23 protein-coding genes are annotated in these 24,009 nt (G+C 31.6%); 18 read left to right on the forward strand and 5 right to left on the reverse strand.

Features of this window, described 5'->3' with window-relative positions; all coding sequences use genetic code 11:
* Positions 1-57: 57 nt before the first annotated feature.
* From NZ841_07375 to NZ841_07385, 3 genes are read left to right on the forward strand one after another with little or no spacing between them, the layout of a single operon-like run.
* Positions 58-384 carry a helix-turn-helix transcriptional regulator gene (locus NZ841_07375; GenBank protein MCS7202576.1) on the forward strand — a complete coding sequence of 109 codons (327 nt, stop codon included), beginning with the start codon at positions 58-60 and terminating at the stop codon, positions 382-384.
* On the forward strand, positions 365-805 hold the full coding sequence (locus NZ841_07380; GenBank protein MCS7202577.1) for an ImmA/IrrE family metallo-endopeptidase: 441 nt from the start codon (positions 365-367) through the stop codon (positions 803-805). The genes NZ841_07375 and NZ841_07380 overlap by 20 nt, the downstream gene beginning before the upstream one ends.
* Positions 802-4,506 carry a DUF3857 domain-containing protein gene (locus NZ841_07385; protein MCS7202578.1) on the forward strand — a complete coding sequence of 1,235 codons (3,705 nt, stop codon included), beginning with the start codon at positions 802-804 and terminating at the stop codon, positions 4,504-4,506. Before NZ841_07380 ends, NZ841_07385 begins: the two co-directional genes overlap by 4 nt.
* A 61-nt stretch (positions 4,507-4,567) precedes the next feature.
* Here NZ841_07385 and NZ841_07390 read toward each other — a convergent pair whose 3' ends face one another.
* The 3 genes from NZ841_07390 to NZ841_07400 form a co-directional block, all read right to left on the reverse strand.
* Complete coding sequence (locus NZ841_07390) at positions 4,568-4,771, reverse strand: hypothetical protein (GenBank protein MCS7202579.1); 204 nt, start codon at positions 4,769-4,771, stop codon at positions 4,568-4,570.
* A 181-nt stretch (positions 4,772-4,952) separates the two neighbouring features.
* Positions 4,953-5,174 carry a Na/Pi symporter gene (locus NZ841_07395; protein MCS7202580.1) on the reverse strand — a complete coding sequence of 74 codons (222 nt, stop codon included), beginning with the start codon at positions 5,172-5,174 and terminating at the stop codon, positions 4,953-4,955.
* 142 nt (positions 5,175-5,316) lie between these two features.
* Positions 5,317-5,691, reverse strand: a complete 375-nt coding sequence (locus tag NZ841_07400; protein MCS7202581.1) for a Na/Pi symporter — start codon at positions 5,689-5,691, stop codon at positions 5,317-5,319.
* Positions 5,692-5,749: 58 nt separating this feature from the next.
* Between NZ841_07400 and NZ841_07405 the strand changes: the two genes are divergently transcribed.
* Positions 5,750-6,418: an SOS response-associated peptidase gene (locus NZ841_07405; GenBank protein ID MCS7202582.1), complete on the forward strand. Its 669-nt coding sequence runs from the start codon at positions 5,750-5,752 to the stop codon at positions 6,416-6,418.
* Positions 6,419-6,420: 2 nt separating this feature from the next.
* On the opposite strand, the gene NZ841_07410 is transcribed toward NZ841_07405, so the two are convergent.
* On the reverse strand, positions 6,421-8,352 hold the full coding sequence (locus NZ841_07410; GenBank protein MCS7202583.1) for a transporter substrate-binding domain-containing protein: 1,932 nt from the start codon (positions 8,350-8,352) through the stop codon (positions 6,421-6,423).
* A gap of 159 nt (positions 8,353-8,511) precedes the next feature.
* Between NZ841_07410 and NZ841_07415 the strand changes: the two genes are divergently transcribed.
* The 7 genes from NZ841_07415 to NZ841_07445 all read left to right on the forward strand — a co-directional run bounded on the left by NZ841_07415 (position 8,512) and on the right by NZ841_07445 (position 16,280).
* Positions 8,512-9,699 carry a glycosyltransferase gene (locus NZ841_07415; GenBank protein ID MCS7202584.1) on the forward strand — a complete coding sequence of 396 codons (1,188 nt, stop codon included), beginning with the start codon at positions 8,512-8,514 and terminating at the stop codon, positions 9,697-9,699.
* A gap of 251 nt (positions 9,700-9,950) precedes the next feature.
* A complete protein-coding gene (locus tag NZ841_07420) occupies positions 9,951-10,922 on the forward strand; it encodes a tripartite tricarboxylate transporter substrate binding protein (GenBank protein ID MCS7202585.1) in 972 nt (323 codons plus the stop codon).
* Between the two features lie 59 nt (positions 10,923-10,981).
* Positions 10,982-11,434 carry a tripartite tricarboxylate transporter TctB family protein gene (locus NZ841_07425; protein MCS7202586.1) on the forward strand — a complete coding sequence of 151 codons (453 nt, stop codon included), beginning with the start codon at positions 10,982-10,984 and terminating at the stop codon, positions 11,432-11,434.
* Between the two features lie 18 nt (positions 11,435-11,452).
* Positions 11,453-12,928 carry a tripartite tricarboxylate transporter permease gene (locus NZ841_07430; protein ID MCS7202587.1) on the forward strand — a complete coding sequence of 492 codons (1,476 nt, stop codon included), beginning with the start codon at positions 11,453-11,455 and terminating at the stop codon, positions 12,926-12,928.
* 10 nt (positions 12,929-12,938) lie between these two features.
* Positions 12,939-14,045, forward strand: a complete 1,107-nt coding sequence (locus NZ841_07435) for a M24 family metallopeptidase (GenBank protein MCS7202588.1) — start codon at positions 12,939-12,941, stop codon at positions 14,043-14,045.
* 12 nt (positions 14,046-14,057) lie between these two features.
* Positions 14,058-15,239: a Gfo/Idh/MocA family oxidoreductase gene (locus tag NZ841_07440; GenBank protein MCS7202589.1), complete on the forward strand. Its 1,182-nt coding sequence runs from the start codon at positions 14,058-14,060 to the stop codon at positions 15,237-15,239.
* 63 nt (positions 15,240-15,302) lie between these two features.
* The gene (locus tag NZ841_07445; protein ID MCS7202590.1) at positions 15,303-16,280 is read left to right on the forward strand and encodes a TRAP transporter substrate-binding protein; all 978 of its coding nucleotides are present in this window, start codon (positions 15,303-15,305) and stop codon (positions 16,278-16,280) included.
* Between the two features lie 68 nt (positions 16,281-16,348).
* On the opposite strand, the gene NZ841_07450 is transcribed toward NZ841_07445, so the two are convergent.
* Positions 16,349-16,768, reverse strand: coding sequence for a hypothetical protein (locus tag NZ841_07450; protein ID MCS7202591.1), 420 nt, complete (start codon positions 16,766-16,768; stop codon positions 16,349-16,351).
* A 66-nt stretch (positions 16,769-16,834) separates the two neighbouring features.
* Here NZ841_07450 and NZ841_07455 point away from each other — a divergent pair, with 66 nt between their 5' ends.
* From NZ841_07455 to NZ841_07485, 7 genes are read left to right on the forward strand one after another with little or no spacing between them, the layout of a single operon-like run.
* On the forward strand, positions 16,835-17,602 hold the full coding sequence (locus NZ841_07455) for an inositol monophosphatase (protein MCS7202592.1): 768 nt from the start codon (positions 16,835-16,837) through the stop codon (positions 17,600-17,602).
* On the forward strand, positions 17,599-18,126 hold the full coding sequence (locus NZ841_07460) for a hypothetical protein (GenBank protein ID MCS7202593.1): 528 nt from the start codon (positions 17,599-17,601) through the stop codon (positions 18,124-18,126). The genes NZ841_07455 and NZ841_07460 overlap by 4 nt, the downstream gene beginning before the upstream one ends.
* A 1-nt stretch (position 18,127) precedes the next feature.
* Complete coding sequence (gene lnt, locus NZ841_07465) at positions 18,128-19,555, forward strand: apolipoprotein N-acyltransferase (GenBank protein MCS7202594.1); 1,428 nt, start codon at positions 18,128-18,130, stop codon at positions 19,553-19,555.
* A gap of 32 nt (positions 19,556-19,587) precedes the next feature.
* Complete coding sequence (locus tag NZ841_07470; GenBank protein ID MCS7202595.1) at positions 19,588-20,106, forward strand: hypothetical protein; 519 nt, start codon at positions 19,588-19,590, stop codon at positions 20,104-20,106.
* 12 nt (positions 20,107-20,118) lie between these two features.
* Positions 20,119-20,781 (forward strand): LPS export ABC transporter periplasmic protein LptC, encoded by a 663-nt coding sequence (gene lptC, locus NZ841_07475; GenBank protein MCS7202596.1) that lies wholly within the window; start codon positions 20,119-20,121, stop codon positions 20,779-20,781.
* Positions 20,781-21,860, forward strand: a complete 1,080-nt coding sequence (locus NZ841_07480; GenBank protein MCS7202597.1) for an LptF/LptG family permease — start codon at positions 20,781-20,783, stop codon at positions 21,858-21,860. Before lptC ends, NZ841_07480 begins: the two co-directional genes overlap by 1 nt.
* Positions 21,839-23,956, forward strand: coding sequence for a hypothetical protein (locus NZ841_07485; GenBank protein ID MCS7202598.1), 2,118 nt, complete (start codon positions 21,839-21,841; stop codon positions 23,954-23,956). The genes NZ841_07480 and NZ841_07485 overlap by 22 nt, the downstream gene beginning before the upstream one ends.
* Positions 23,957-24,009: the final 53 nt, after the last annotated feature.

Below are 24,009 nucleotides of genomic sequence, written 5' to 3' on the forward strand. Positions count from 1 at the left end.
TATTATACCAGAAAATTATGTCTTAACAAAAAACAGATTAAAGATTAAAATTAAACTATGAACATTGGTGATAAGATTAGAAAAATAAGAAAACAAAAAAACTTAACCTTAGAAGAGTTATCAAAAAAAACAGGACTTTCCCTCTCTTATATATCCTTGATTGAAAGGGGATTAAAAAACCCCTCCTTAAAGGCTTTGGAAAAGATTGCAGAATGCCTAGATATAAGTCCCTCAATCTTTTTTAGAGAAGAAGATATTGATGAAAAAGAAAGTATAGAGGTATTTTTAAGAGCAAATACAAATTTAGATGAAGAAGAAAGAAAAATGATTATTCAACTTATTGAGTCTCTGGAGAAGAAAAAGAATGTACGAGGAGCTAGTTAGGGAAATTCTTCTATATTTTTCTATAGGAAAACCCCCAATAAAGCCCGATTTAATTGCCTATGGATTAGGTTTGAAGATAATATTGTCCCCTTCTCTTGGAAATATATCAGGATTTATATGTAGTTTTAATAATTCCGGAGTTATATTAGTAAATAAATATCATCCATTGACAAGACAAAGATTTACAATCGCTCATGAGCTTGGACATTACTTCTTGCATCATAAATCTTTCCTTTCCTTTGAAGAAGATAAAATAATGCGAATTCAAGCCAATAATTTTGCAGGAACCCTTCTTTTGCCATATTTCCTATTAGAAAGATATCTTTATCTCCATCCGTCGAAAATATCTAAGATATTTATGGTATCCCAAGGAGTAGTAGAAAGAAGGATAGAATTTTTAAGAAGGGAGAATAAGATATGAAAAGAAAAGCTATTATTAGCTTAATCTTTATACTTTTAATTGTTCTTCCCATTTTCTCTCAAGATTTGGAAGATCCATGGAAATTATTATTTAATAATAATTGGGAATTGGCAAAGAATATATGGCTTTCAAAGGAAGATAGTTACTTATCAAATATCGGTTTATCTTTATTATCTCTATTTCGAGATGATCCTAAATCCGCATGGAATTACTGGGAAAGGGCAATAAAATTAAATCCAAAATCCTATTGGCATAATGTCATTGGTTTATTAGGTATTAGGATGTGGGAGGATCTTGGTAAGATACCGTATTTTAAAAAGCTTTTAGAAAATTATAAAGAAAGATCTGAGTATTTGGACTATCTTTATTGGAGAAGCTTATGTAGCATAAGGGATATAGAGGGTTTGAAGAAATTTAAGAAAAATAAGGGACTTATTGATGAATGGTTGATTATAGGGCCCTTTGATAATGTAGGAAATTCTGGATTTTACAAAGAATATCCTCCTGAGAAAGAGATTAATTTAGAGAAGACCTATTTAGGAAAAGGAGGAATAGAATTAAAATGGTTCTCTCCTAAGAAATATTCCAATACGGGATATATAAGTTTCTATAATTTATTATATCCCAATAAATGGGGTGTAGCTTATGCATTAACTTATTTTTATTTGCCGAGAACCCAGGAAATTCTTATTAACTTAGGAAGTGCTGAAAGTATTGCCCTTTGGATTAACGATTTTCCTTATATAAAAGAGGATGCAGAAAGATCTTCATACTTTGGACAAAATATTTTAAGAATAAAACTTTCTTCAGGGTGGCATAAGATCTTAATAAAGGTAGCTAATACCGATGGAGATTGGGGATTTTTCTTCTCTGTTACCGATTCTTCAAACAAACCCATTACTGATATAAAATTTTCCAAGGAGCCTCAAAGATATTCAAGAAGGATCTTTGATTTTAAAGAAGAAAATCCAGAGCTTCTTTTAGCAGAAGAGGTAAGATATTTACCAATATTTTATATATTTTCAGCCTATCTTTTAATGGAGAAGGGAATTTATGATAAAGCGGAAAATCTTCTTCAGATGGCTCAGAGAATCAATCCTGACTCTGCTCTTGTTAATTACTTCTTGGGAAGGTTAAATTTATATACAGGAAAAGAGGAGAAAGGAAAAGAATTAATTCTTAAAGCTTTTAATAAAGTTCCATCTTTTACTCAGACTTTCTCATATCTTGCAGGATACAGCTATTCCTATGGAAGATATGAGGAGGCTATTGATTACTTAAAATCTGCATTAAAAGAAAATCCCTATGCTTTTCAGGTAAGAACAATTATTTCAAGAATATTTTTAAGAAAGGGATGGTTAAGAGAAGCGGATGAGAATATTAAATTCTTAGAAGAAAATTATAAAGAAAGTCTTGTTAAGGATTATTTAAGGGGAAGATGGTATGAAGCAAAGAATCAATACGATAGAGCCATAAAAAAATATGAAGAGGTTTTAGAAAAAGATTCAGAATACTGGGAAGGGATTTATTCATTATATTATCTTTCTAAAAACTTAGGAAAATGGGAGATTTCTGAGAAAATTCTTAATATCTTTGAAGAAAAAGATCCTTCGGATTTATGGATATATTTAGAAAAAGCAGAAATATTTATAGCAAAAGGAGAAGAAGAAAAAGCCTATGAAATTTTAAATTATTCCTTGTATATTTCTCCTTATCATCCTGATATTTATTTTAACATGGGAAATCTTAGTCATCTTAAGGGAGAAAAAGATAAAGCAATTAACCTCTTTGAGAAGGCATTGGATCTTGAACCTGGTTATCAAAAATTAAGAGAATATCTTTCCTATTTAAGAGAAGAGACCATATCTTTGCCTGATATTAGTGAATATCTTAAGATTCCCATACCAAAGGAATACTTAGATTATCCCGGAGTAGTACTATTAGATGAGAAGAGAAGAATTGTGCATAAAGATGGGTCTGCAACAAATATTTATCACAGCATAATAAGAATAAATAATGATAAGGGAAGGGAAAGATATGGAGAATTTACTATAGATTATGACTCTACCTTTGAATCTGTAAGAATATTAAGAGCAAGAACCCTAAAACCCAATGGAGAGGAATTAGAAGCAGTATCTATAAAAGATTTTGCCATAGCAGAGGATTATCCATTATATACCGATCAAAGACAGATTGTAATATCCATGCCTGGGGTTGAGGCTGGGGTAATTTTAGAGTGCTTTTATATAGTAGAAGAATTTACAAGAAGTGTGTTTGGAAAACAATTTCAGGATCTTTATTTCTTCCAATGGCAAGATCCTGTTTTAACAAGTAGATATCAATTGAAGGTTCCTAAGGGAATTCAATTTAAATATAAAACCTATAACGTAGAACTTACTCCTAAAATTGTGGAAGAAAAAGACTTTCTTATATACACTTGGGAATATAAAAATATTCCTCCCCTTCTTCCAGAGCCCTATATGCCTTATTATGCCAATGTATTGCCTCAGCTTTGGATTACCACATATCCTGATTGGGAAACTCTTTCCGAGTGGTTTGCTTCTATCTCCTACCCTCAAATTAGAGGAGATAAGGCTATTGAAGAAAAGGTAAAAGAATTGACCAAAGATAAAAAGACAAGAGAAGAAAAAATTAAGGCTATTTATAATTATGTAATATCTAATATAAGATATGTGGGATTGGAATATGGGATAAGAGGAGTTATGCCCCATCAGGCTCCTGAAATATTTAAGGTGAAATATGGAGATTGTAAGGATAAAGCAGTTTTAATGATAACTATGCTAAGGCTTGCAGGAATTGAATCATATTATACTTTAGTAAATACTCGTTTCTCTACATCTCTTAAGAAAGAACTTCCAGGTTTTCAATTTGATCATGCTATCTGCGCTGTTCCTTTAAAAGATAAATGGCTATTTTTGGATGGCACAGCAGAGGATACTCCTATGGGGGAAGTTCCTATTATGGATCAAGGAGCGGATGTAATGATTTTGAAAGATGATGGAAGTTATATCTTCACAAAGATTCCTCTAAGTAAGCCTGAAGAAAATAGAAGATATTATAAAGTTAATATAAATATAGATGAAAAAGGGAAATTAACAGGAAAACTAAATTTAGAATCCAGGGGATATTTTGGGGTTTATTCCCGTTGGAATCTAAAATCCGCATCATCTTTAGAAAAGGAAGAAACTTTATCCCAGAGTATAAATGTTAAATTACCTGGTTCCATATTAAAGGAATGGTCTATAGAAAATTTAGAAAATTTAGACTTTCCTGTAGTAATTAAGATGTCCTTTGAAAACGATAAATATATAAAAAGGGATAAAGTTGTTTACTTTAATCCTGTATTGTTTACTAAAATCACTTCCGCTGTTGAAATAGGAAAACCCGAAAGAAGATATCCTATAAATTATTATTATCCCTATGAGGAGATAGAGGAGATTGAAGTTAGTCTTCCTCCATCTTGGGAAATTAAAGAAATTCCATCTAATGCAGATTTAAAATATCCCTGGGTAACCTATGAGAGGAAGATAATAAGAGAAGGAAATAATTTAAAGATTAGAAGAATTTTTAGGTTAGAGAAAATTGAGATAGGTTTGGAAGATTATAAAGCTTATAAAGAAGTTATGGAAAGGATAATAAAACTAGATCAGGAAATGATTGTCTGTTCTCCTTCCCAATAAAAAATTTATACAAGTATTTCTTTTTTAATTAAATTTATCTCTTCAAAATTCTGAGCAATATTTATAGAATGATCTCCAATTCTTTTTTCATTCTTTCAATATGCTTATTAATAGCTTCCTTTAATCTTGATACATGACTTTCTCTTATCATCTCAAAGGCATTTTTCATGTTTTTAAATACAAGATTTTTTAATTCATCAAGATCTTTTTTAGCAAAATCTGAAAATTCTACTTTACTTGATATCATATCCTCAGTTTTCTCCATAATTCTTTCTACATCATCTAAACTTCTTAGTATGGCATTTAATTCCTTAGCTTCTCCTTAGATATTTCTGTCATTCTTATCAGTTCCTTTCTTGCACTCTCCAGGGCAGTAGAAGGAGTATTTAGGAGAAGGGGATTTAAGAATAATGGCTTTCTTATAACTATTCTTTCTTCTCCAGGTACTATTCCTGTCTTGCAGTATGAGAAGATGTTAGGGAAACTAATCTTGTGAAAAGAGAAAGAAAGGGAATATTGAAAAATAGATGGGCAATTGCAGTTCTTCTTGCAGAAAGTCTCGTATTTATTGATGCTATAAGAGCTGTAACACAGGTTCCTATATTGGCACCTAAGATAAGGGGAATAGCATCCTTTCCTGCCAATGCCACCACTATACTTGTGGTCACACTACTGCTTTGGATTATTGCAGTTATTACCGCCCCCGTAAGGATTCCAAGAATGGGAGATACTTACTCATAGAAATCATTAAGGAATGAAAGACTTGCCAATTTCTAAGATTAGATAGCGCGTCTTCCATTAAATAAAGACCTAAAAATAGAATTCCAAAACCAAAAAGGGCTTCACCAATAAAAGAAGAAATCCAGAAAAAAGAAAGTAAGGAGCCACATGAGTAAGCTTAAAAGCAACAATCTGAGCAGTAATAGTGGTTCCAATATTTGCACCAAAGATAATTCCAAGAGATTCTTCTAAGGTTAGTAATCCAGCATTAACAAATCCGACGGTTAAAACCGTTACTGCGCTACTACTTTGGACAATAGACGTGATTAAAGTTCCAAGAAAAAGTCCCCTCCATGGAGAGTTTGTAATCTTTTCAAAGATTTCCCTTAATCTTGATCCTGAGATCATTTGGACTATTCTATATAGAAAAAGAAAAAACCCTGCCAATGAGAGTCCTATATTCATCTTTCTCCTCCCATAAGGTTTGTCTAATTGAAATTTTAGCATTATAATTTTAAAAACTATGTGTGGAAGATTTTTATTGGTAGATATAGAAAAAGTTCCTGAAAGGTTTAATGTTCAAATATATGAAAGTTCTCATCTGAGAAAAAGATATAATATTTCTCCAGGGCAACCTGTACAGATAATTTTTCAAGAAAGTCCTAACAGGATAGAAGAAGCAAGATGGGGACTTATTCCTCACTGGGCAAAGGATCCATCCATTGGGAATAGGATGATAAATGCAAGGGCTGAATCTCTCTTTGAAAAACCTGCCTTTAGGGATTCTCTTATAAATAGAAGATGTTTAATTCCTGCCAATGGATTTTATGAATGGAAAAAAGAAGGCTTGGAAAAAATTCCCTATCTTATCCACTTAAAAGATTTTTCCCTTTTTGCCTTTGCAGGACTTTACGATTTATGGGAGGATGAAAAGGGAAATTTAATAAGAACCTTTACAATAATAACCACATCTGCCAATTCCTTTATAAAAGAAATCCATGATAGAATGCCTGTAATTTTGAAAAGGGAAGAAGAAGAGATTTGGATAAATAAAAAGGAGAAAAATATTAGAAAACTTTTGGATCTTTTAAAACCTTATCCAGCGGAGCTTATGTCTGCTTATACAGTATCTAAGAAGGTAAATAATCCTAAATACGATTCCGAGGATTTAATAAAGCCTTTTAATTACTAAGATTAAACCTTTGCAAGTATTTCCTCCATTATTATATCAATCATTACTTCAGAAAGTTTCGGATCAAACTGAGTTCCACTACATCCTTTTATTTCCTCGATAGCTTCTCTTAAATTTAGGGCTTTTTTATAAGGTCTTTCACTGGTCATGGCATCAAAAGAGTCTGCAATACAAAGAATTCTTGACTCTAAAGGTATTTCTTCTCCCATTAATCCATCGGGATAGCCCTTTCCATCCCATCTTTCATGGTGATGTCTTACAATATGGGCTATATCTTTAAACTCTTCTATCCCTTTTAAAAGCTCTTCACTTTTTACAGGATGAATTTTTATTAATTCATATTCTCCTTTTGTTAAAACTTCAGGTTTATTTAAAATTCTTTGGGGTACATATATCTTTCCTATATCATGTACCAATGCAGACCAATAAATCTTTCTTATGGTTTCCACAGGTAAATTAAGCTTTTCTGCAATTTTTACAGCATATTTTGCTACCCTCTCAGAGTGACCTTGAGTATACTTATCATAGTATTCCAAGGTTTTCACAAGGGTAAGAATTATTCTGTTTAGAAATATTTCTTCTTTTCTAAGATAATCTCTTAACTCATGAAACTCTAAAAGAATATTTTCGAACCATTCCATAAGTTTTATATCTATTTCAGTAAATTTCTCTTTGTTTTCATCATGAATATTAATGAAAACTAAATATTCACTGAATTTTAATGGCAAAATTAAGGACTCTTTTATATTTTTATAAAAATTTTGAAAATCTTGAAAGATTAAAGAAAGATCTTCTTTATGTAAAATTTTTATGTTATCTAGAATTTTTAAGATTTTTAATTTTATAATTTTTCCTTCCAATTCTTCTTTAATCCCATAACTCTTTAAAACTTCAAGTTCATCCTCTCTTTTTAAAAAGATAATTCCCGAATCCGCTTTAGGAAATGTAGCCACACAAAAATCTAATATCCTTTTTAGAAAATCCTCTTCCTTTAGTTTTATATTCGTTAAATCGGAGATTAACTCATAGGTCCTCCATATCCTTTCCGAAGCCTTCTCTAGTTCTTTATGGGTTTCTCTTAATTCTTCTGTTGCTTTTAAAACTCTTTTTGCAAGAATTCTGTTAAATATGAAAAGAATTAAAATTATTGAAAATGCTGATAATAAAATATATAAAATTATCTTTCCTAACCATTCAGGATATTCTTCTTCTTTCACAATATATTTTTCAGCTAATTTTTCCAATTCCTCATCTTTAATTTGGGAAAGATTTTCATTTAAAATATTTAAAACTTCTGTATTTCCATCTTGAGTGGCAAGATAAAGGTAATTAGAAGTAAAAGGCTTTGATTTTGAAAATTTATAAAGAAGGTCGTATTTTATCAAATAGAAATTTGCAGGAATATCATCCATTAAAAATACACTTATCTCACCTTTTTTTGCGGATTCCACAATATCAGAATAATTTTTATAAAGTTTAAATCTTATATTGGGATTTTTAGATAAAGAAATTTTTATAAGTGCATCATTTTCTTTAACTCCAACTACATAGGGAGTGATATCATCTAAAGATGAGATTGGGGGAAGTCTTGAATCATAGTAGATACTTGAGGTCATTTTAAAAAGGGGCTTTGTAAAATCTAAATATTTTTCCCTTTCCTCTGTTTTAAATATGTTATCTATAATGTCCGCCTCTTTGTTTTTTATCATCTCATGGGCTTTTGCCCATTCCACAGGCATTAATTTTACCTTTATTCCTGTTCTTTCCTCCCAAATCTTCCAAAAATCCACAGAAATTCCCACAAAATTCCCATGTTCATCAATATAGGTAAAGGGGGGATAGTCTCTATCTAAGACAACCCTTAGTTCCTTCCCGTAAAGAGGAGTATATAGTAAAAGAAAAAGTATAAATATTAAACTTACTCTCTTAAACATTTATTTTTTCCCAACTTAGCAAGATTTTAATATACTAGTTAATTATATCATAAAACTTGACTTTCTTCTCTTAAAAAGTCAGGAGCCACTACAATCTAATAATCTTTTTTCTCTTAAAGTAGTAACAAGACCAATATATCTATGTTATAATTATGAGCTATGAAACTAATTATTGGTCAGTTTACTGATGCTTATCCTCCCATAACAGATGGAGTCGCTAATGTAGTAAAAAATTATGCCTATTGGTTGAATAAAAAATATGGAAAAACCTACGTAATAACTCCAGCTTTTCCTAATTATAAAGATGAGGAAGATTTTGAAGTTATAAGATTTTTCTCTATTCCTCTTATAATAAGACCCCCTTATAGATTAGGGATACCTTTTATAGATTTAAAATCTATGGAGAAAATTAAAAAAATTCCCTTTTCTCTAATTCATGCCCATTCTCCCTTTTCTGCAGGAGTTTTAGCTTTATATATTGCAAGAAAAAAAAGAATTCCAATTATTGCTACTTTCCATACAAAATATTATGATGATTTTAAATCCGCAGTAAAATCAGATCTTTTAGCTAAAATTATGGTCAAAATAATTATGGAATTTTATAATCAAGTGGATGAGGTTTGGACTGTTAACAAATCTACAGCGGATATTCTTTTTGAATATGGATATAGAAAAAAGGTAGAGATAGTTCCCAATGGAAGTGAATTTATTCCCCCTTCCAATAAAGAAGAATATAGAAAAAGAATAGATGAAATTTATAATCTTTATCCTGAGGAGATAGTACTTTTGTATGTTGGTCAATTAATTCTTCACAAAAATCTTGAATTTTTAATATATTCTTTAAAATATCTAAGGGATTGGGAAGTAAGTTTTAAGATCTTTATTGTGGGAACAGGAAAAGACGAAAGATATCTTAAAAATTTAGTTAAAAAGCTTGATCTAGAAAAATTTGTGATATTTACGGGGAAAATATTAGATCGAGAATTATTAAAATCCTTCTATGCAAGAGCGGATCTTTTTCTCTTTCCCTCTTTATATGATGCATCCGCTGTTGTAATTAAAGAGGCTTCTTCCTTTGGATGTCCTTCATTAGTAATTGAAGGTTCTGCCACTTCTGAAGGAATAATTGAGGGATATAACGGCTTTTTATCTAAAAATGATCCTTTTTTGTATGCCATTAAAATAAAGGAAATAATTTCTGATAGAGAAAAATTAAGAGATGTGGGAGAAAGAGCAAGAGAAACACTATATAGGCATTGGAGAGATATATTAGAAGAAGTGGCTGGAAGATATGAGGAGATAGTTCGAAGGCATCAATCGAAAATCTTTAAATTTTCTGATTTTTAAATTAACTTGAAAAATTAGCTTTAAACTATTTGGTTAAACATTGAAAAATTTCCCTTAAATAATATTTTTATATCCCATTGACACCATTTCTTTTTTAGGTATAAAATAAGCCTAAAAATATTGTGTGCGAAAAAATAAACTGGAAAATATGGAAAAAATTCTCTTAAATTTTTAAACGCAAGAAAAAATTTATAGGAGGTGGGAGAAAAAATTTATTAGAAATTCTTAAAAAATAGAAAGGAGGATTTTATATGTTTAACAGAAAATTCCTTATTATCTTAATTCTTCTTGGTATTTTTCTGATTAATGTGGGAACCAGTGCTGGATATCCAGAAAGACCTGTTCAGATTATAGTCCCTTGGTCTGCAGGTGGAGCTACTGATGTTCTCTTTAGGACTATTGCCAGTGTATTTCCTAAATATGCTAATGGGCAACCTTTAGTTGTGAACAATATTCCTGGTGGTGGAGCAGTGCCAGGAACTATGGAGTTTTTGAGGGCAAAACCCGATGGATATACTTTGCTTTCCTTTGCAGCACCAATATTAATTAAATCCCATATGGATCCCGTTCAATTTGATGTCAATTCCTTTGAGCCAGTAGTATTAGTAGTTAATGACCCTTGCTATATTCTTGTTAGGAAGGATTCTCCTTGGAAAAACTTGAAGGATTATGTGGAATTTGCAAAACAAAATCCCGGAAAGATAACCATTGGGAATGGTGGTGCAGGAGGCGGAACCCATCTTGCTGCTCTTGCCTTTGAGGCCTTCGCAAAGATTAAGCTTACCCATGTTCCCTTTGAAGGTGGCGGTCCTGCAGTTACTGCTCTTGTAGGAGGACATATTGATTCCTATATGGGTGCTGCACCAGAGGGATTAACAAATGTAGATGCAGGACAACTAAGAATTCTTGGAGTATTTGGTAAGAATAGGATTGAAAAGTATCCTGATGTTGCTACTGCCAGAGAACAAGGATTTAATTTCTTATTTGGAATGTGGAGAGGAGTAGCAGTACAAAAGGGAGTTCCTAAAGAAATAATAGATAAGCTTCATGTAATATTCTATAAATGTATTCAAGATCCTGATTTCCAAAAGAGAGCAAAGGAGCTTGCATTGTCCATAGAATATAAAGGACCAGCATCCTTTGCAAAATTCATAAAGGATTACGACAAATATTATGAAAATCTTATTAAAACCAATAAATTAGGGACTAAATATAAGTATTAAAAATATTCCCCTGCCCAATAAGGGCAGGGGACTTTATTAAATTCCTAGGAGGAGTAAAAATGAAATTTAAAATAAATTGGGATGTGGGAATAGGTATTGGTATAGTGATTTTGGGAATTTTCATATTGATTCTTACTTTAGGAATGCCTAAATCGCCTTTGGGATTGGGACCTGGTGATTATCCCCGAGTAATATCTTATGGTTTAATAATTACAGGAATAATCTTAATTATTCAGGGATTAAAAGAGGAACCATCTTCGCAAAGGATTTATTCTTTGAATTCTTTAAAAAGGGTTGGTCTTCTTGTTTTATTGGGACTTCTTTATGTTTATTTAGTTCATTATATTGGTTTTTTATATTTAACTCCTTTTCTTATGGTGGCTACCATGTATCTTTTTGGATATAAAAAATTACTCTGGGGAATAATAATAAGCATATTGTTTACATTACTAGTAAATTTCATATTTTACAATATTTTTAAAGTTCCATTACCTGTCTTTTCTTTATTTTAATTTTTAGGAGGCTAAAAGATGGTAAATTATTGGTTAGAAGGACTTAAAATTGCAATTCAACCTAATAATCTTATCTTAATGCTTATTGGAACTATAGGCGGAATCATAGTAGGAGCTCTTCCAGGAGTTACTTCCTCTATGGGAATAATTCTCCTCCTTCCCTTTACCTATTATCTTGATCCAAAATCTGCAATGCTTATGCTTGCAGGAATGTATTCAGGATCCATGTTTGGTGGATCTATTTCTGCAATCCTTCTTGGAGTTCCTGGAACACCCTCTGCTTCTGCAACCCTTCTTGATGGATATCCCTTGGGAAAACAAGGAAAAGGAGGAAAAGCAATCTTAACTGCTCTTTATGCATCTACTGCTGGAGGAATTCTAAGTGGTATAGTTCTGGTATTTTTGGCACCTGAGCTTGCAAAATTTGCCCTTAGATTTTCTCCAGTAGATTATTTTGCTCTTTCCATATTTGGTTTAACAATAATAGCCAGTGTCTCTGGAAGATATTTAGTTAAGGGATTAATTGCAGGAATATTGGGACTTTTTATATCCACAGTGGGAGTTGAAAATATTAGAGGTTCCACAAGATTTACTTTTGGAATACCTGCTCTAACTGCAGGGTTTGAACTCCTTCCTGTACTAATAGGTGTTTTTGCTATTGCAGAGATATTATTGGAATTGGAACAAAGGGAGAAGGAATATAAAATTCAACATACTTTAACTTCTTCATTTTTAAGTTGGGAGGAAATTAAATCTTTATTAATACCTATACTTGTAGGAGCTGTTATAGGAATAACTATAGGGATTATTCCTGGTACAGGAGGAACCATTGCTACTTACTTAGCTTATAATGAGCTTAGAAGATGGTCTAAAAATAAACAGAAATTTGGAAAAGGAGCTATAGAAGGAGTAGCAGTTGTGGAATGTGCAAACAATGCAGTTACAGGTGGTGCATTGGTACCTACCTTAGCCCTTGGAGTTCCAGGAGACGTAGTAACTGCAGTAATGCTTGGTGCCATGATTCTTATAGGTGTAAGACCAGGACCTCTTTTATTCCAGGCAAGACCTGATTTAATATATTCTTTCTTTGCTGGTTGGTTCATTATTCAATTTATGATGCTTGGAACTGGATTTATATCGAGCTTAACTGCTCCTTACATCTTAAAAATTCCTAAAAATATTCTCATGCCTATAGTTCTTGTTTTCGCAATAATTGGTTCTTTTGCAATTAGAAACAGTCTTTATGATGTTGCTGTAGCAATAATCTTTGGACTAATAGGATACTTTATGAGAAAGCATAATTTCCCTCAAGCTCCTTTAGTACTTGGAGTAATCTTAGGTCCCATGGCGGAGACAAATTTAAATAGGGCATTAATATTATCCAGAAATGATTGGAGTATTTTAGTAAGAAGTCCCATCTCTTTAACATTATTAATTCTTTCTGTTTTATCTATAGTTTTTGCAGTTATTTCCTTTAGAAAGGAAAGTAAATAGGGAGGAGCTTATGGATAGAAAAGAAGAAGTTAGGATTAAACTTGATAGAGTGAGAGAATTTTTAAAGAATCATAATCTTTCTGCAATGCTTATTAAAAAGCAGCCAAACTTTTCTTGGATTACTGCAGGAGGAGTAAATTTTGTAGGTATGGCTACAGAAATGGGAGTAACTTCTGTTCTTGTCACAGAAAAGGATCAATTTGTAATAGCAAATAAGATTGAAGCAAGAAGAATGAGAGATGAGGAAGTGGGAGAAATAAATTTTGAAGTATTAGAATATGAATGGTACGAAGATAAAGAGATGGAAATTGTAAAGAAGATTGTAGGGGATGGAAATATTGGATGTGATGTACCTCTTTCTGGAACCCAGTTTGTAGATAATGATTTTAGAAGATTAAGATTTGAGCTTACTCAAGGGGAGATAGAAAGATATCAATTTTTAGGAGAAAAATTGTCAAGAATTGTAGAGGAAGTGTTAATGTATGAGACAAAGCCAGGGGATACAGAGATAGAAGTTGCAGGAAAGATATCCCAAAAACTTTGGAAAGAAGGGATAGAACCTACTGCATTTATGGTATCCTCTGATGATAGGGTAAGAAATTATAGACATCCTATTTCGAAGAATAAAAAAATAGAAAAACTTGTTATGGCTTCAGTTAACGCAAGGTATAAAGGACTTTACGCTACTATAACTCGTATGGCTTATTTTGGAAATATTCCCGAATCTTTGAAGAAACAATATGAAGATAACGTAGAAATTGAATGTATTATGATAAATAAAACAAGAATTGGGGAAGAGATGAGAGTACCTGTTCTTTCCGCTATAGAAGAATATGAAAAAAGAGGATATAAAGAAGAATGGAAATTACATCATCAAGGTGGATCTATGGGATACTACCCAAGGGATACAAGGGTAACCCCAAATACTACAGAAAAAGTAGTCAAAAATCAAGCTTTTTGTTGGAATCCATCCATATCAGGGACAAAATCCGAGGACGGATTTATAGCTACAGAAAATGGACCTATTATGATTACAAAACCTATTATTTTCCCTACTTTAAAGGTGGAAATCGAAGGAATAACTTTTATTAAGCCCGATATCTTAGTAATTTCTTAAGGGGGAATTAAGATGGAAAAGGTAAAAATAGGATTAGTTGGCGTGGGATTTATAGCAAAAATTCATATTTCTGCTTATAAAGAGATTGAGCCATATGCAGAAGTGGTTGGAGTTTGCTCAAGAAGAAGGGAAAATGCAGAAGAATTTGCAAATAGATATGGTATTCCTAAGGTATTTAATAATTTTGAAGAGTTATGTTCTGATTCAAATATAGATATAGTAGATATTTGTACCCCTACTAATCTTCATGATGATGTAATAATTTGCTCCGCTCAAAATAAAAAGCATGTGATATGTGAAAAGCCATTAACAGGATATTTTGGAGAAGATAGTGATAAGGAGTTTGTAGGAAAAGAAGTTCCTAAAAGTCATATGTATAAAAAGGTTTTAGAAAAAATTGAAAAAATAGAAAAAGCTATAAAAGAGAATAATATAAAGTTCATGTATGGAGAAAATTTAGTATATGCTCCTTCCATAGAAAAGATGAAAAGGATGATTCTTTCTTCCAATTCATCCATTCTTGAAATTAGAGCGGAGTGTAGTCATTCAGGATCCCATGCTACTTATGCCCATCTTTGGAGGACCTCTGGTGGTGGAAGCCTTATGCGTCTCGGCTCCCATCCTGTAGCTCTTGTCTTACATCTTAAGCATTTTGAGGGAATCAAAAAATTTGGAAAGCCTATAAGAGCAAAATCGGTCTGGGCGGAAATTGGAAATTTAACAAAAACTGAAAACTTCTTAAAGGAAGAAAAACATTATGTAGCAACTTTTTGGAAGGATGTAGAGGATTGGTCTGTTGTAGTTATTGATTTTGAGGATGGAACAAAGGGAATAATTTTCTCCAATGATATAAGCCTTGGTGGGCTTAAGAATTGGATACAAGTAAATCTTTCTAAAGGAATGATCTATGCTAATATCAATCCCAATAATATGATGCTTGCATACTCTCCTGAGGATGTTATATGGAAGGATGAGTATATTGCGGAAAAAATTGAGACAAAAGCAGGATGGAATTTTCCTTCCCCTGATGATTTTTGGACCAGAGGATTTCCTCAGGAACTAAAGGATTTTGTATTAGCAGTAAGAGATAATAAAGATCCTATTTCTAATTTTGAACTAGCAAAGGAAACTGCAAAAGTTCTATATGCAGGATATTATTCCAGTGAGGAGGGAAGAAAGATTGACTTATTCTAGGAAAGAATGCCCAAGTACCCTTAAGGGTACCTGGGCATTAAATATTAATAGGAGGGATGTAGGATGAAAAGGTATTTCTTTACTTTCTCCTTTCTTTTAATTTTAATAATTTTATCATCTATTCAGGCTCAAAGCAATATTACTATTAAAGCGGCAACACCTTTTCCCAAGGGACATATCATAACTGAAGCTATGGAAAATTTCAAGTCTATAATTGAAGAACAGACTAAAGGAAGAATCATAGTAGAGCTTGAGATTGCCAAGGATACAGAAGAAGGAGTAAACGATAAATGTTCAAAGGGTTTAGTAGATATGCAATTTACTGGAGGAAGAGCTCTTGAAGTATTTGCAGGACAATATTTCTTCATGAATGCCCCATTTGTATTAAAAGATTATGAACATTTCTTCAGATTAATGAGAGGACCCATAGGAGAGAAAGCAAAGGCACAAATATTAGAAAAAGGAAATATGTATACATTAGGTTATCTTTATAGGGGATATAGACAAATGACTTCTAATAAGCTTATTCTTTATCCCTTTAATCTTAAAGGACTAAGATTAAGACTTCCTGTAGTTCCTACATGGGTAAAGGTATGGGAAGCTCTTGGAACAAAACCAGTGACTGTTCCTCTTACAGGACTATATCAAGCCTTGAAAGATGGAATTGCAGAGGCATCTGAGGGAGATCTAACTCAGATTTCTGGATTTAAATTATATGAAGTACAAAAATATTTGATAATTACAAACCACTTGGTGTCCTTTGGATGGGTACATATGTATAGACCAACCTTTGATAAGTTATCTTCTGCAGATAAAAAACTTATATCAGAAACTGTAGAAAAAGTATGTGATATGGCTACTAAGAAGCTTCTTGCTAGTGAAAATGATATTTTAAAATCTCTTCTTGATAAAGGAATGAAAGTAATATTCTTAGATAAGAAAACTTTGGATGCCATTAGAAACAAGGCAAAACCAGCAATAGAAGAACTATTTAGAACTACATGGCCTGTTACCACCTGGGAAGAAGTTCTAAAACAGTAAATTCCCCTCCTAAATTTTTTAAGGGCTAAATAATTTATAGGGCTACCTTCTAAAGGTAGCCCTAAACTTTATAAAGGTTTCCTTTGAGAAATATATATTAAAAATATAGCAGCTCCCAGTTTTAATATTCCCATAAGAACTTGAAAGTTATTAGGAAAAACACCATACAAGGAAGGCGGTAAATACTGAAAGATAAAAAGAATAAAAATTTCAATTCCTGTTATATATAAGAATCTTTGAAGAAGATTGTTTCTAAAAAGTCCCTTTCTATAATAGTTTTCGACTCCCATAATGATTCCTAAAGCAAGAACAGCAAAAACTATGAATAAAAGTTTATCTACAAAATTAATTACAAGAATATTTTTTGTAATAAAGGGCATAATTTTTAAATAAAAACCTCGGAAAAGAAGAAGAAGGTAAAAGGTAAAAGTAGTGGTTATTAACCAGAGTATATAACAAAGAATAATTTGAAAATTTAGCTTTCTCATATTTTATATTTTATCACAGGTTATATTATAATAAAAATAAAAATCCTTAGGAAGGAGTCTAAATTAATGAGAAGTATTTTTGAGGTTATGATAGAATCAGCTTTTATGGCAGGAGATATTTTAAGAAAATATTATGAAAATGGAAATTTTGTTATTTCTCAAAAAACTACATCTTATGATTTAGTAACTACTGTAGATAAGGAATCTCAAGAAGTTATTATTTCTTTTCTTTCTTCAAAATTTCCCCATATTCCCATTCTTGGAGAAGAGGGATTTGAGATAAAAAGATATGAAAGAGCTTTTTTTGTAGATCCTTTAGATGGAACTTTAAACTTTGTTCACAAAATTCCCTTTTTTGCAATCTCCATTGGATATTGGGAAGATAATAAACCTAAGTTAGGATTAGTTTATGATCCGATAAGAAGAGATCTATTTTATGCTAAAGAGGGAGAAGGTGCCTTTTTGAATGGAAAAAGAATACATGTATCCTCTCCTTCTTCTCTTGAAAATTCTATATTTGTTACGGGCTGGCCCTATGATAAAAAAAAGATGGAAAAAGCTATAAATTTTGCAAACAGATTATTAAAATATACAGAGTATAGAGCTTTGGGAAGCGCAAGTTTAGAATTATGTTATGTAGGAATGGGGAATTTTGATGGATATTTTGAGTTTGGGTTATATCCTTGGGATTTGGCAGGAGGAGTTTTAATAGCAAAGGAAGCAGGAGCAAAAATCTCAAAACCCAATGGGGAAGAATTTGATCTCTTTGATGGTGAAATTTTAGCAATAGCTCCAAGTATATATGAGGAATTTTTGAGGGCAATTTCTTCATGAGATACTTTAAAATCTTTCTTTTGATTCTTTTATTTGTCTTTATTTCAGGTTGTGCAAGAACAGTAACAAGCCCTCTAAAAAAGGTAGTAGAGGTTTCTTTTACGTTGGAATTTAATTTAGAAGAGGGACGTTATTTAGTTGTTGCCTTTAATAAAGAAAAACAACCTACAACAACTGATTTATCTACTTGGAAAAATTTTATTCTTTTTAAGGTAGATGATAAAAGATTTTATAGAGGAAAAAATGGTAATTTAGATAATCTTTCCCTTCCATATTTTGAATGTACTGTAGACTCAGAGCTTAAGAATTTTAATCTTAAAATTCCCTTATCCCAGCTTTATGAGGATGGAGTAGAGCCTGAAAAATTACATATAAATATTTTTTATTTCTATTATGAAGAAGAAAATATTATTTTTGAAAAATATCTTTTAAGTGATATAGCTATGAATATTGAAAGGGGATTTAATAGAGATTATCTTGGACAATCAAATTTCATATCAAGTATTAATTTGAAATTCTATTAATATGAGGAATTTAATCTTATTAATTTTATCAATAATATTTTATATCTTTTCCTTTCCTCCTTTTAACCTTTCTTTCCTTATCTTTTTTACTTTAATTCCTTTATTTTTTCTTGTTCCTAGACTTTCTTATAAGGAATCCTTTATTTATGGATTTTTGTTTGGATTTGGCTTTTATGGAGTTAATTTTTATTGGCTTCCCAATCTTTTAAAACATTTTGTTCCCTTTGTTTTTGGAATATTTATATCCTTCCTTTTGGTTTTCTATCTTTCTTTATATAATGGAGTATTCCTATGGGGAGTAAAGAAAAAATTTAATTCCCTTCTTTTCCCTCCCTTTTTCTGGTGTTTCTTGGAATTTATAAAAAGTATTGGTCCCTTATCCTTTAATTGGGGAACATTGGGAGAGCCTCTAGTAAATATTTTCCCCTTACTTCAATGGGCAAGTGTTTTTGGGGGATTGGGATTGAGCTTTATGGTGGTTTTAATAAATAATATTTTATTTAAATTTAAATCCTTTTCTTTAAAATATAAACTCTATAGCATAGTTTTTATCCTTTCTCTCTTTTTTATAGGAAATTTCATGGGTATGGATCTGGAAAAGCCCCTTTTTAATCTTAAAATAGGTGCAGTTCAGGGAAGTTATGATAGTTTTTCCAAGGTATATATAAGAGATATCGAGGATCAACTAAAAATACATAAAGATCTTACCCTATCCCTTCCCGATAATTTGTACTTGATAATTTGGCCTGAGAGTGTTCTTTTTTGCACCTTAAATAATTTTCCCCAATATATTAATGAACTTAAGGATTTAGCAAGGAGAAAAGGCTCTTTTTTGATAATAGGTGCATTAAAGAATGAAAAGCAAAATTTATTTAATTCTGCATATTTCTTTTCTCCCTTTGAAGAGGAATATAAAACCTATAGTAAGGTTCAGTTGGTACCCTTTGTAGAGGAACTTCCTTTTTCCTTTTTATTTCCCTCCTTTATAAAAAATCTTGTGGGTAATTATAAAAGGGGAGAAGGTTTCTTTCCCTTTAAAACTCCTTTGATAAATATTGGGATCTTAATATGTTTTGAATCTTTATTTTCCTACACCGCAAGAGAACATATAAAAAAGGGAGCGGATATCTTAGTAGTGATAACCAATGATGGATGGTTTCAAGGAACTCCCGCTGTTTGGCAACATAGAAATCTTTCTTTAATAAGGGCTGTAGAAAATAGAGTCCCATTAGTACAAGTTGCAAATACTGGAATAACCTTTTTTGTAGATCCCTATGGTAGAATATTAAAGGAGAGTAAAGAGGGAGAAAGAATGGTATATTATTGTGATATTCCCATCAATAAAAAAACTTTTTCTTTATATAGAATATGGGGAGACCTTTTCTTCTTTCTGTGTTTTATAATATTTCTTGTTTATAAAATAATATGATGCGAGGAGTAATTTACTTAGGAATAGGTTTTTTGATTTTACTTATTGGATGGGGGTTAAGCTCCTTATTATCTAAACCCATTGAAGTTGATATTCCTATACCCTTAGTCCAAGAAGAAGCAGGAATTTTTGCAAAAGAAGTTTTTCTTAAAGGAAGAGAGGAGGGAGATGATACCTGGGAGATTAGAGCGGATAATTTAAAAATTGATTTACAGTATAAGTATTTTAAATTTGAAGGAAGAGTAGAGGGAAAGGTATATAGAGAGAAAAAATTATCTATCGATGTTTGGGGAGATTTGGCAGAATTTGATGTTGAAAAGGGAATTTTGAAATTTCCTAAAGGTGTAAGCTTTCTTACAGAAGATGGTTATAAGGGGATTGCTCCTTATGGAGTATGGTATATTAATTTAAGAGAGTTTATCTGTGCTAATGGTAGAGTAAAATTTGAGAAAATTGGAGAATTTAAGGCAGAAGCAGACTTTTTCAAATTTTCTACAAAAGAGGGAATTGCTACTTTTGAAGGTAATGTGATAATAGAGACAGGAATATAAAGGAGGAGGAATATGAAAAGAAAAATCTTATTTTTAGTTTTAATTCTATTTTTGTTGAATTATCTTTTTGCTCAAACAGCAACATCCTCAAAAACTCCAGTTCAAATTAAAGCTCAGAGGGTTTCCTATGATTGGGGAAAGAAAATGTCTAAAGCGGAAGGAAATGTAGTAGTAACATATAAACCTGGAAAAGAAGATGAAACAAAAATTTTTGCTCCAGTAGTATTTTATAATCAGGATGCAAGCTTGGTTGAGGTTCAGGGGAAAGTTACTATCACTCGAAGGGATCTAAATATCACAGGAGAGGATTTAAAAGCAGATTTGAGAAAGGAAGAGGTAGAGTTAAAGAAAAACGTGGTTATTGTAATCCAAAGAAAGGTAGAGGGAGGTAGGACAGAAACAACTAAATTGACTTCTCAGACTTTAAAATATTCCTTAAGGACAAGCACAGGAACCCTTTCAGGAGGAGTAAATATAGATAGAGAGGACTTAAAGGCAAGGTCTGATAGTGCTTCGGTAGATACTGATAAGGAGATATATATTTTAATAGATAATGTTTCCATGCTTGATAGTGATAGAAATGAGATAAAATGTAAAAAACTGAATGTGTATGTAAGAGAAAAGAAAGTAGAAGCTGAAGGAGATGTAGAATCTATCTTCTATATAACGGAATAATGAGACTTTATCTTAAATATGTTCTTTCTGAAGTAATTGGGCCATTTTTGCTTGGAATTTTGGGGTTTATTCTTGTGATGTTAATTCAGATTCTTTATGAGTTTTCTCATCTTATCATTTTAAAAAGATTGAGCTTACAGACAGTTCTAAGGCTTTTATATTACAAAACCCCATCCCTTTTAGTTTTCGTAATTCCTACCGCCCTTCTTTTCGCTATAATTTTTTCCTTTAGTAGATTGATAAGAGATGGAGAGCTTTTTGCTTTAAGGAGTAATGGAATTTGCTTTTTTAAGCTGACTATCCCCATATTTATATTTTCAAGTTTTTTAGCTATTATTCTCTGGATCTTAAATTACTCTTTGATTCCCAATTCTAACTATAGGGCAAATCAAATGATTCAAAGATACTTCTTTGTAAATCCTCTTCCTATAAAGGGAGAAAATGTATTTTTTCATGACGAACAATCCCGATACTATTATGTGAAGAGGGTAAAAGAAGATAACACTATGGAAAATGTTATGATTTATGATCTTTCTTTAGGGGAAGAGTTTCCTATTCTTCTTACTGCAAAAACTGCAGTTTGGAGCGAAGAAAGTCTTTTTCTAATTGATGGGATGATTCATAAATTCGGAAAGGATCATTTTGTTATTTGGGAAGGGAAATTTAAAACTTTTAAGATAAATCTTCCTCAGGAATTTAGACTTATTTTCCAAAGGGAAAAAACTCCCCAAGAGATGACTACTGACGAATTATGGAAAAAAATAAAACTATTTAAAAAGGCAGGCATCTCTACAAGGAGACTAGAAGTAGAGAATTATTTAAGACTTGCCCAAACCTTTGCTATTCCTATCTTTACACTTCTTGCCTTTGCGGTTATCCTTATTACAGGAAGGGGAGGAAAACTTTGGGGAACAGCATTTTCTGTTATAATTGCATTCTTCTATTATGGATTTACTATTATTGCAAGATCCTTAGGAGAATATAATATATTTCATCCTTTTATTTCTGCTTGGCTTCCCAACTTATCCTTTGGAAGTATTAGTTTAGGAGTATTCCTATGGAAAATAAGAAAATGGTGAGATTCTCTATAATTTTTCTTATTCTGATCGTTTTTATAGAAAATATTGCCTATGGAGAAAGTTCTCCGTGGAGGTTAAAAGCGGAAAGAATTGAATTCTTCTGGGAGACTCAAACTTTTAGTGCCTATGGAGGAGTGGAGATTAGAGGAAAGGACATTTTTATAACAGCAGATAGAGTAGAAGGAAATATTAGAGAGGGAGTGATTAAGGCCATAGGAAAAGTAAAATTTAAAGATCCAAGGGGAGAATTTTATGCTCAGGAAATTAAATACTACTTTAAAGAAGATATGGCAAATTTAATTCAGGTTATTGCAACCTACACTGCTCCAGAGGTGAGAGGAAAGCTTTACTTTTCAGGAGAAGAGTTAGAATGGAAAAGGGAACGAATACTGATAAGTCAAGGAAAGATTACTACCTGTGAGATGGAAAGTCCCCATTATTATTTTTCTGCTTCTCAGATTATTTATATCCCTGACGAAATGATAATTCTTGATGGGGTTTCTTTAAAATTTATATTCCTTCCCTTTTCTATTCCCTTATTTAGATATGTTCTTTCCTTAAAAAAAGAGCCTATCCCCTTTCCCCAAATAGGATTTGATGGTCAAAGCATATTTTTCTCCTATCCCGTAGCTTATTCTCTTTTAGGCCAAATGGGGCTTATTAGTTTTTTGATTAAGCATAATCTTTCTACTCAAGAAAATCCCTACACCCTTGATATTTCTCAAAATTATACCTTTAAAAATATAAAAGGAAATATAAAACTTACCCTTAGTGGGTATGTTGAAAGTTTAGAAAAATCAGATATAGTTCTCTCTTGGAGTCATGATCAAAAACTAATGGAGTTTTTAAGCATTAATAATATCTTTTCTCTAAATATTAAGTCTCAATATAATTTTTATATTCTTCAAGATATTTTTAGGCTCACTCTTACTTATGGATTAAATAGATCTCTTCTTCAGATGATCTACAGAGAAGATAATAATTCCAAAAGATTTTCTTCCACTTTAAATGTTTCTCAAGAGATTGATAAAAATAATTCTCTATCCTTTAACTTAAGATATAATGATAATACTATTTTGGGAAGAAGAACCTATGAAATATACGAGGATGGAAGATTTATTCATAAAGGCAAAAATTATTCTTTATCTATATATGAAAATTATAGAATTTCCGATCCCCCCAATTTACAGCTTTTAAAAATTCCAGAAATAAATTTTAACGGAAGTTACTCTATCCTTAACATTCCTGTGAGAATAGACGGGATTTTAGGATATTATGATGAGCCTACTTCATATTTGAAGGCATATAAGGTAAGTTTTGGCTTCTCTATTCCTTATTCTTTAAGAACTTCTAATTTCAGTCTCAGTTCTTATATAGGATATAGGCAAGATTTTTATCAAACTGGGGATGCGAGATATTTAATCTATGGAAATATCTCTGCAAGTTTCAAGCCCTTTAAATTTCTCTCCCTTTCTTCTTTCTATAATTTCCAATTTCTAGGAAAGGATATAATAACGGGAGAGTCTGGAAATACACCCTTTTACTTTGATTATCAAGGAGAAACTAATTTATTAAGTGGAAGCTTAGTTATTGGGGATCCTAGTTTTAATATTACCCTTTCTGATTCATATAACTTTCTTTTAAAATCCTTAGCTCCTTTAAATATAAAGGTAAAATTTGATTATAAAAAAATTTTTGTAATTGAGGGAAGTACAAGTTACAACTGGAGTACAGAGAAGTTCTCTCCCTTTTTACTTCAATCTCTTGTTAATTATCCTCCTTTTTCTTTAAGTTTGGGAATGCTTCTTAATCCCTATCTAGATAACCCGTTACAAAGAATAGATTATAAATTAAGTTTTGATATCAAAGGAGATTGGCATACCGCAGGAAAGATAACCCTTTGGGGAACCTATCCTTCTTTATATTATTATCCCATAGTATTCCTTGATAAAGATTTGCATTGCTTTTTAGGAAAATTCACTTGGAATCCCAATAATGGAAATATTCAGTTTGAAATTGCTCTTAAAGCAATTCCAACGAAAAAGGTTGGGGGTGAGGTTGGACCTTCTGGCTTTTCTCTCCTTCCAAGTTTTTAATATTAAATCTTAGAATTTTTGATATAATTTTATTAAAAATAATTCTTAATAAG

It is taken from the genome of Dictyoglomus sp. (genome assembly GCA_025060475.1).
Classification (GTDB): domain Bacteria; phylum Dictyoglomota; class Dictyoglomia; order Dictyoglomales; family Dictyoglomaceae; genus NZ13-RE01.

Bases quoted from the DNA above. Each gene is read 5' to 3' on its own strand.
- NZ841_07375 (MCS7202576.1), top strand. From the start codon at position 58: ATGAACATTGGTGATAAGATTAGAAAAATAAGAAAACAAAAAAACTTA.
- NZ841_07380 (MCS7202577.1), top strand. From the start codon at position 365: ATGTACGAGGAGCTAGTTAGGGAAATTCTTCTATATTTTTCTATAGGA.
- NZ841_07385 (MCS7202578.1), top strand. From the start codon at position 802: ATGAAAAGAAAAGCTATTATTAGCTTAATCTTTATACTTTTAATTGTT.
- NZ841_07390 (MCS7202579.1), bottom strand. From the start codon at position 4,771: ATGGAGAAAACTGAGGATATGATATCAAGTAAAGTAGAATTTTCAGAT.
- NZ841_07400 (MCS7202581.1), bottom strand. From the start codon at position 5,691: ATGAATATAGGACTCTCATTGGCAGGGTTTTTTCTTTTTCTATATAGA.
- NZ841_07405 (MCS7202582.1), top strand. From the start codon at position 5,750: ATGTGTGGAAGATTTTTATTGGTAGATATAGAAAAAGTTCCTGAAAGG.
- NZ841_07410 (MCS7202583.1), bottom strand. From the start codon at position 8,352: ATGTTTAAGAGAGTAAGTTTAATATTTATACTTTTTCTTTTACTATAT.
- NZ841_07415 (MCS7202584.1), top strand. From the start codon at position 8,512: ATGAAACTAATTATTGGTCAGTTTACTGATGCTTATCCTCCCATAACA.
- NZ841_07420 (MCS7202585.1), top strand. From the start codon at position 9,951: ATGTTTAACAGAAAATTCCTTATTATCTTAATTCTTCTTGGTATTTTT.
- NZ841_07425 (MCS7202586.1), top strand. From the start codon at position 10,982: ATGAAATTTAAAATAAATTGGGATGTGGGAATAGGTATTGGTATAGTG.
- NZ841_07430 (MCS7202587.1), top strand. From the start codon at position 11,453: ATGGTAAATTATTGGTTAGAAGGACTTAAAATTGCAATTCAACCTAAT.
- NZ841_07435 (MCS7202588.1), top strand. From the start codon at position 12,939: ATGGATAGAAAAGAAGAAGTTAGGATTAAACTTGATAGAGTGAGAGAA.
- NZ841_07440 (MCS7202589.1), top strand. From the start codon at position 14,058: ATGGAAAAGGTAAAAATAGGATTAGTTGGCGTGGGATTTATAGCAAAA.
- NZ841_07445 (MCS7202590.1), top strand. From the start codon at position 15,303: ATGAAAAGGTATTTCTTTACTTTCTCCTTTCTTTTAATTTTAATAATT.
- NZ841_07450 (MCS7202591.1), bottom strand. From the start codon at position 16,768: ATGAGAAAGCTAAATTTTCAAATTATTCTTTGTTATATACTCTGGTTA.
- NZ841_07455 (MCS7202592.1), top strand. From the start codon at position 16,835: ATGAGAAGTATTTTTGAGGTTATGATAGAATCAGCTTTTATGGCAGGA.
- NZ841_07460 (MCS7202593.1), top strand. From the start codon at position 17,599: ATGAGATACTTTAAAATCTTTCTTTTGATTCTTTTATTTGTCTTTATT.
- lnt (MCS7202594.1), top strand. From the start codon at position 18,128: ATGAGGAATTTAATCTTATTAATTTTATCAATAATATTTTATATCTTT.
- lptC (MCS7202596.1), top strand. From the start codon at position 20,119: ATGAAAAGAAAAATCTTATTTTTAGTTTTAATTCTATTTTTGTTGAAT.
- NZ841_07480 (MCS7202597.1), top strand. From the start codon at position 20,781: ATGAGACTTTATCTTAAATATGTTCTTTCTGAAGTAATTGGGCCATTT.
- NZ841_07485 (MCS7202598.1), top strand. From the start codon at position 21,839: ATGGAAAATAAGAAAATGGTGAGATTCTCTATAATTTTTCTTATTCTG.